The sequence below is a fragment of the Mesorhizobium sp. M8A.F.Ca.ET.161.01.1.1 genome (genome assembly GCF_004792105.1).
Taxonomy (GTDB): domain Bacteria; phylum Pseudomonadota; class Alphaproteobacteria; order Rhizobiales; family Rhizobiaceae; genus Mesorhizobium.
On record NZ_SRTD01000016.1, the window covers coordinates 98,803 to 106,329 of the forward strand.

Genomic DNA, 7,527 nt, shown 5'->3' on the forward strand with positions numbered 1-7,527 from the left:
ACAGCTCGTGGCGCCGGGTCCCGGTCAAGGGCGTACTCGTCCCCAGTACTCTGGTACGCGATACAGTGCATTATCCCACTCGGCCACTATTCGGTCAGTTGCCATCAAGCCCAATCGGTTCTGCCCAGATCTGGGAAGACGATTTTGCTGCGCCAAAGGCAACTTCAGCTTCAGCCAGCGGCTGCGGGTAGAGGGCGACCAATTTCACGGAATGTTTGGCCTTGGATCGTTGTCTTTAAGTCTGAGGTCCACGATGGCAAAACGACCTATCGACAAAAACGCAGAGTGGAGAACAGCCAATGTCAAGGAAAGCTCTCATCCTGGTTGAAGGCCATGCAAGAGGTAATGGAATACGATACATCCACGCGGCCCGGCGTCTTGGCTTTCATCCAATTACACTATCAGTTGATCCAACACAGTACGAGTATCTTGCGGCGGAAAGAAGCGAGGCAATCCGTGTCGATACAACCAATCTTGATACCTTGATTCGCGAATGTTCCAGGCTGCGTGAGACCAATGACATCGCTGGTATCACGGGCTTCTCGGGCATCGACGAGTCGGTCTATGCAACCGTTGGCAAACTATGTCGGCATTTCGACTTACCGGGACCCAACCCCGAATTGATTGAACGATGCTGTGACAAATTCTCTCAGCGCCAGCTACTTGCGGAAGCCGGAGTTCCGATACCCGCTTATCGCATGGCGCTGAATGTGGCAGAAGTAGAAAGCGCTGTCGCGGAGATCGGCTTTCCCGTAATTGTTAAGCCGGCAATCGGCAGCGGTAGCATCGGTGTCCGATTGTGCCGCAACGCCGATGAGTTAGCTGACCACACGACCTATCTGTTGGGTGGGAAGCACATCTGGCCGTCTTCGCCGAGGATATTGGTTGAGGAATTCGCGCGCGGCCCTTTTTATAGCGTGGAGATAATGGGCAATGAGGTTATTGGGATTGTCGCCGTTGATTTCGGCCCCCCACCGCATTTCGTCTTCCGTGAAACGACCTTCCCGGCCCCGCTTGCGGAAGACGATCATGACCGTATCGTTGATGTTTCGCTGAGGTGCTTGCAAGCTCTTGGCCTTAATTGGGGGCCAACGAACATCGAGCTCCGGTTGACTAATCATGGCCCGGTTGTAATCGAAGTGAATCCGCGTCTTGCTGGTGCGCTTGAGCCTGAACTGGTCCAACTGGCGAGCGGTGTCGATCTGGTCACCGAGCACATCAAGCTTGTCGTCGGCGAGGAATGGGATTTGCGCAGAAGGCATTTGCAGACCGCAGCCGCGCGGTTCCTAGTTGCTGATTGCGACGGCACCCTCGATTGGATCGATGGCGGCAGTCAGGCGATCGCGGTACCAGGTGTCGCTGAAATCAAATTGTATGTTGAACCCAACGCGCCGATCTTCAGGAAAGGCGATTTTCGAGACTGGATAGGACATGTCGTCGCCGTTTCACCCAGCCTTGCTCAGACCGAAGCGATACTCCAACGAGCTGTCGACTTAATCGCTTGGTCTATCACACCGCCGTCGGGCGAACAGGAGCGATCTGCAGCCCCACGACTCCCCCCCAACTGAGAGGTGATCCGTCGCCAGCATAAGAACTCTTACCCGCAATAGCTCGCCTTGTTGTCAAAAGCATAGCTGGAGTTCAAACTTATGAATATATCCAAGGGACCCCAGGCATTCCCTAGAAGTGAATACCTTCGCCGGCTCGGCTCGGTGAAGTTCGAAATGGGTCGGTGCGATATCGACGCGCTCGTCGTTTCCGACCAACATAACATTACCTATCTCACGGGGTACACCGCGCTATCAGCCTATGTTCCTCAGGCCGTTGTGGTTTCGATACGAGAAGAGGAACCGACGTTCATTCTGCGCCGCTGTGATGCGCCGGCAGCCATTCATCAATGTTTTATGGAGCGCGACAAAATCGTCGCATACCCCGAAGCGTATATTGGAAATCCTGACAAGGATGGCTATGACGCGGTAGTCGATTACTTGGAGGACGTCGGCCTCGCGAGTCGCGGCATAGGAATCGAGCTATGCTGCCTTCCATCGCAATCGGCGAAAAAGTTTAGGATGCGCCTGCCTGGTGCCACGATCGTCGATGCTACTAAGGCGGTCACTTGGAAAAGGCTCATCAAGTCAGATCTCGAGATAGCTGTAATGCGGGAGGCGGCGGCAATCTCAGACGCCGCGATTCGACGCGCTGCTGAGGTAATACGCCCCGGGGTGCGTGAAGCAGACGCGTGCGCGGAAATTGTGGCAACGTTGGTGCGCGGCGCAAACGGTAAGCCAGGAAGCGGGATCGAGGGAATAAGTTTGTGTTCATCACCGCGAACGGGAACGTGCCACATTCCGTGGAGCGAGGACGTTTTTCGCTATGGATCGCAGGTGAATCTCGAAATCGGCGGTGCGCGATATGGTTACTGTGCTGGGCTTATGCGCACTTACACGATCGGCTCACCCTCCGATCGTCTACGTCGCGTGCATGAGATCCAAGTCGCCGGCCTTGAGGTCGCTCTTGATGCGATACGGCCAGGAGCGACTTGCAGCGATGTTGCCAACGCCTTCAATCGCAGCATCGAGAAGCGGGGCCTCAAAAAGGAGACGCGTTGCGGCTATGCACACGGCATTGGTTGGTTGGAGCCGACCGCAAGCCTTAAGGATGGCGATATGACAGAGTTGCTACCAAACATGACCTTTCACCTGATGTTAGGTAATTGGATCGAGGAGGATTTTGGATACGTCATCAGCGAAACGTTCCGTGTCACAGACTCCGGCGTCGAGGTACTGACCACTGCTCCCCGGAAGATTTTTGAGATCTAAATTAGAATATGGCTTGTCATAACGACAGCGCGGACGTCCGGAATAGATCTTGCCGGTCGACGAGATGTCGCCTACCTTGTTGAAGTGCGGACGGCGAGCGGCGGTCGGCATGCGGGGCCGATCCGTGTCGAGGCGAAGCCGAACGCACGCTGGTCGCTGTACGACCAGTTCTCCTGCGGCCGATCAACTCGTCGACGACGTGACGCGCGAATGCCTTACGCGATTCCGGACACAGATCTCTGGTCGCCGCGTTGCTCGCGAACTGACGACCTGATCGCCCAGCGCGGCAAGCCCGGCATGATCGTCGCAGACCACCGCACGGAGTTTACCTCGAACACGGTCCTTGCCTGATCAATGGATCATCGCGCCGAAAATACATTCCGCTGCAAGCCCATGTGCGCAACATAAATGGCTGCACCTCTAGTCTACTCGCCACTGTTTAAAAGACTGGGGCAGGTCAATGCGCTTTCGTTACGACCTCAGAGCAAGTCTACAGGTCAAAGTAGTAGGTAAGGTATGGACTCAATTTACCGATCTTGTCATAGAGCGCCCGCGCATGATAATTTGATCTGTCCGTATTCCAATAGATTCTCAGCCAGCCTTGGTCGCGACCGTAGGAGGCCAGATTCGTGAGCATGGCTTGGCCAATCCCCTGGCGCCGCGAAGACTCGTCGACATAGAGATCTGCGAGAAAACAGACCGGACGATCGCTAAGAGTATACGGGTGAATGACAAAGGTAGCAAAACCTATGGTAACGCCAGTTGCTGAGACCGCGATCAGCGCGTTAATCGGTTCGTCTGGGCGCTCGATGCGCCGCCAGATCCTATCTGTCGCCTGTTCTGATGAATTGAGACCTTGGTCGGCGCAATATGCGTACCAAAGGGACCGCCATGCATCGCGGTCGGCAGTGCCTGCGAGACGAATCTCCATGAGGGGCGGGCTCCGGCTGAGAATGGGCTCCAGGGCGCGAGGTGTTCGGCCTGAAAGGTTGACGGCTTGCGATAACTGCCACCGGCCCGCAAGACGTGCAGCACGCGACCGCCGGGTGTTATAAGATCTTTCCGCCTGTGACGGCGTCGTGGTCGCGCTGGAACTGGTTCCCGGGAGCTCGGTTCGCGATACGTCAAGCGCGAGTTGGGCGAGCGTTATCATGGGATCAAGTTCCCTCAGGTTTTCCCGCAGCACGTTTGCGACAGCGGTGCAGATCTAGTGCGATCTTTCCCTGCGACCACACGATGCAAACAATCTGACACCATAGGTGCATTCATCCCGAAGCGGGCTTCCGACCGCCGCGCTACACGCGCGACGGCGGGACAATCTAGCGGATGCGAGAGTTCTTCCAGCTTACCACGGAGATCTGCACCGCGTCGGCGCCATAATTGCGCATGCTTTAGAAAAGCAGACAATCATTGCAGTTCGCGCGCGCGTCCGGCGCCATTCCCAGTCACCCATATTGACTCAACGTTGCGCAGCATCATTTCTACAACACTAACTTGCTGCCCTTGTCGCGAAGTCAGGCGAGCGTCGATCTCGGGATAAATAAAGAAGGGCAGCGAAATTCGATCAGTCGGACCACTATGCACGACCTGGTGGGGCGTACTCTTGAAGCGGCCGTCGCTCAAGACCTGAAGGAGGTCGCCCAGATTGACTACGAGACTATCGGGCAGGCTCGGCACCGGCATCCATCGACCGCGGAACCACACCTGCAAGGAACGCAGGGGGAGTTCCTCTTGCAGCAGCAGCGTGAAGAAGCCATGATCCGTGTGCTTTGCGCAAGTGCCGCCGCGAGCTGGATACCGTATCACGCGTTGCCCAAGCGTCGGCGTGCTGAAATGGCGTTGGAACCATGCCTCTTCCATACCTATCAGGTCCGCCAGCGCATCCCCGATCTGGGGGACAATCCCGGCGAGCACGGTAGCCTGCAAAGCAAGCAGGTTTCTTGCGAAGCCAGGAGCCAAGGCTTCATCCGGAAGGCGCGTGCGGCCGGAGAACGGACGCCGGTCGCCTTCGTTCTCAATTCCGAGGTCGAATACCTCCTTTGGATCGAAGCCGGCCTCAGGATGTAGCATTTCGCCGTGTAAAGGACTGTATCCACGGGCGGCAGTGGGGTACACGTCCTGAAAGGCGTGCCCGTAGCGTTCCTTAACCGACTGTGGCAATGCGAAGAATCGCCGGGAAGCCTCAATGGCTTGCGCGATCTGTTCCCCGGGGATGCCGTGCTCGACAAGGTAGAAGAACCCGTATTCCTGGCATGCCATTTGCAGGCGCTGGCGCTCGTCACGTCGCGTTGCATCGTCTCTCAATTTCGAAAGTGAAATTTTCGGCAGCGTGGTCATAGTCAATCCCCTTTTTGGGCGCTTAAGTTGATTAGTGTTTGCCGCGGCTCTCAAAGTCGACAGTTCCTTGGATGTGGGCAACGCGCCGTCTCTTCCAATAATAACGAAAGTCGACATGATGTCCCATTCTAAGGCTAAGCCGATGGCTGGGCGGTGATTCCGTCTTAGCAATTGATCTCTAGCGCTTCCTGGTGAAGATAACAACGATTTGTATGTTAATATAGTTGTATATATTGTTACATCCGTCGCGGTTAGTTTAACATTATCACGGCCAAGATACTAAGAGCGATTTACAATTCTGAATTGCTTTATGACTTCCAGGCTCAATCCAGACCAGCGCCGACCTCCGGGTTTCATGGCAGGATCGGCCATCTCGAAGAGCTCTATGACGCGAGGTATCGCCAGCTACCTGAGCTCGTCCATCACACACGCCGTCCCGGACGATGGCCGAATGGCAGAAACCGACCGCTCGAAATTTTCCTATCCCATAGTCTTTTTCGACGCTATCCGGGTCGAGCGGTCAAGCTCAGGGACGAAGACTTCGTTCGCAAAAAAGCCATCTACATCGGGTTCGGCGTTCTGCCTGGCGGCACCAAGGAGCACATGAGCTGAGGAAGCGCTTGTCGACGTTATCCGCCGTCTCGACGAGACGACTAGCCGAGCAGCAAAGCAGGCAGCGATTTAGCTCCGTCTGCCGTCTCTCAAGGTTGTGTCGGCCAATTTCTCAGCCACCATAATCGTCGGAATGTTTGTGTTCGCCCGAGGGCAAAATGGCATGACGGAAGCGTCGGCGATCCTCAAACCCAAAATACCATGAACGCGTCCCGACGGATCGGTCACAGCGCCAGGATCCGCGGCTGCCCCCATCCTGCAGGTCGACGTCGGATGCCAACTTGGGATGACGTTCTGGCGAATATACCGATCCAGATGTTTCTCGTCGTTGACGAGATCGGAAATGCTATCCCCATCCGTTATGACGCGCCTAATCAGCCCACGGCGCAGCCGCGGCGACGCGTCCATGAGCAGCGCCAGAAATGACGTGAGTGCATAGTTTGTGCTTGTGACCTTGCTCACCAGCTTCGCTCGCGCATTCAACGCTGACGGAAACGGGTCCAGCGCCACAGAGGACAGCGAATCTTGCTGCAGCAGGCGGACTATGAAGCGAAAGCCCTGCTTGAGGCGCTCGGCGTCCCGCTTGTCGCTCAACCAGTTGAAATCGACCTCCGGCTCTATTTTATGCGAACTACCCTTGAGCGCCACAGTTCCCGTCGAGTAGCTGCGATTGACCCACACGGCGAGAGTGCCGAGGCGCCTCCCCAGCGGGTGCCAGGATGATTTGGCAACAGTCGATATTGCCATATCGGTCGACGGGCAGCCTTCGTAACCCGACGAGTAGCGGGCGTGCATCTGAATATATTCGCTCACGCCGGGTGACAAGCGATCGGCCGGCTTCAAATAGGCCGAAACGCAAATCGTGGGGTGTTCCTGAAGATTCTGGCCCACACCTTTCAAATCTGCAACGATAGGGATTCCGAATTGTACTAATTCCTTCGCGGGGCCGATCCCGGAGCGCATCAATATGGCGGGTGAATGGAGTGCTCCTGCGCACAGGATAACGCAAGAAGCGCTATACGATTGCACGCCCGATTTGTTCTCCGTCTCGACCCCCGTTACCGTTGTTCCCAAAAAGGTCAGCCGCGCAACTGTCGTTTCGGATAAAATCGTTAGATTGCGGCGAGAGCGGACGGTTTCGGGTAAGTACGCCATCGCGGAGGAGACCCGATGACCATTGCGGTTGGTCAATGGGACAACTGAATAGCCATCACCGAATGCACCATTGAAGTCTGGCCTGAAATGAAGCCCCAAAGCATCGTAAGCATCGGAGATTGCCCGGATGAAGCCCGACCAGTCTGATTGGCGCACACGTTTGATTGGCAAGGGGCCGTTCGTGCCATGAAATTCCCCGCCGAAATCCAAATCGCATTCTAGACGACGGAAGTAGGGCAGCACGTCTTCCCAACCCCAGCCCGTTGCACCGCTTGAGGCCCACTCATCGTAATCTCCGGGCCCGCCGCGGTTGGCGACTTGGGCATTGATGCTGGAGCCGCCACCCATGACGCGCGCCTGTTCGTAATGGACAGGCTTGCGGCCACCTCGCACCGTTGTCGCGTGGAGTGACTGCCATCGATAACCGGGATTAAGGTAAGCACGCGTTGGGTCGCCATCCTGGATGTCGTCAGGAATGGCATTCGGCGGCGTATCAGGGCCAGCTTCAATGAGCAGCACGCGAGCGCCATAGGCGGAGAGCCTGCTCGCCATCACGCATCCAGAGGAGCCACCACCCACGACGATATAATCGAAAACCACGCAA

5 protein-coding genes and 2 pseudogenes are annotated in these 7,527 nt (G+C 56.2%); 4 read left to right on the forward strand and 3 right to left on the reverse strand.

What is annotated here, in order from left to right; all coding sequences use genetic code 11:
• Window positions 1-299: 299 nt before the first annotated feature.
• The 3 genes and pseudogenes from EN804_RS28290 to EN804_RS28300 all read left to right on the forward strand — a co-directional run.
• Window positions 300-1,568, forward strand: coding sequence for an acetyl-CoA carboxylase biotin carboxylase subunit family protein (locus tag EN804_RS28290; RefSeq protein WP_082826583.1), 1,269 nt, complete (start codon window positions 300-302; stop codon window positions 1,566-1,568).
• A gap of 81 nt (window positions 1,569-1,649) precedes the next feature.
• A complete protein-coding gene (locus EN804_RS28295) occupies window positions 1,650-2,819 on the forward strand; it encodes a Xaa-Pro peptidase family protein (protein ID WP_063169356.1) in 1,170 nt (389 codons plus the stop codon).
• A gap of 117 nt (window positions 2,820-2,936) precedes the next feature.
• Window positions 2,937-3,167: pseudogene (locus EN804_RS28300) on the forward strand (IS3 family transposase); the annotation flags it as partial.
• A 142-nt stretch (window positions 3,168-3,309) separates the two neighbouring features.
• On the opposite strand, the gene EN804_RS28305 reads toward EN804_RS28300, so the two are convergent.
• Together EN804_RS28305 and EN804_RS28310 are read right to left on the reverse strand one after the other, a co-directional pair.
• Entirely contained in the window at window positions 3,310-3,750 is a 441-nt protein-coding gene (locus EN804_RS28305) for a GNAT family N-acetyltransferase (protein WP_189524580.1), read from the reverse strand.
• 476 nt (window positions 3,751-4,226) lie between these two features.
• Window positions 4,227-5,156, reverse strand: coding sequence for a 2-oxoglutarate and iron-dependent oxygenase domain-containing protein (locus EN804_RS28310; RefSeq protein ID WP_063170383.1), 930 nt, complete (start codon window positions 5,154-5,156; stop codon window positions 4,227-4,229).
• Window positions 5,157-5,612: 456 nt separating this feature from the next.
• Between EN804_RS28310 and EN804_RS38200 the strand changes: the two are divergent.
• A pseudogene (locus tag EN804_RS38200) lies at window positions 5,613-5,756 on the forward strand (transposase); the annotation flags it as partial.
• Window positions 5,757-5,837: 81 nt separating this feature from the next.
• Here EN804_RS38200 and EN804_RS28315 read toward each other — a convergent pair.
• Window positions 5,838-7,523, reverse strand: coding sequence for a GMC family oxidoreductase N-terminal domain-containing protein (locus EN804_RS28315; protein ID WP_063169348.1), 1,686 nt, complete (start codon window positions 7,521-7,523; stop codon window positions 5,838-5,840).
• Between the last annotated feature and the right edge of the window lie 4 nt (window positions 7,524-7,527).

What these genes read in the sequence shown, in the direction of transcription:
- EN804_RS28290 (WP_082826583.1), top strand. Translation starts at nt 300, where the DNA reads ATGTCAAGGAAAGCTCTCATCCTGGTTGAAGGCCATGCAAGAGGTAAT.
- EN804_RS28295 (WP_063169356.1), top strand. Translation starts at nt 1,650, where the DNA reads ATGAATATATCCAAGGGACCCCAGGCATTCCCTAGAAGTGAATACCTT.
- EN804_RS28305 (WP_189524580.1), bottom strand. Translation starts at nt 3,750, where the DNA reads ATGGAGATTCGTCTCGCAGGCACTGCCGACCGCGATGCATGGCGGTCC.
- EN804_RS28310 (WP_063170383.1), bottom strand. Translation starts at nt 5,156, where the DNA reads ATGACCACGCTGCCGAAAATTTCACTTTCGAAATTGAGAGACGATGCA.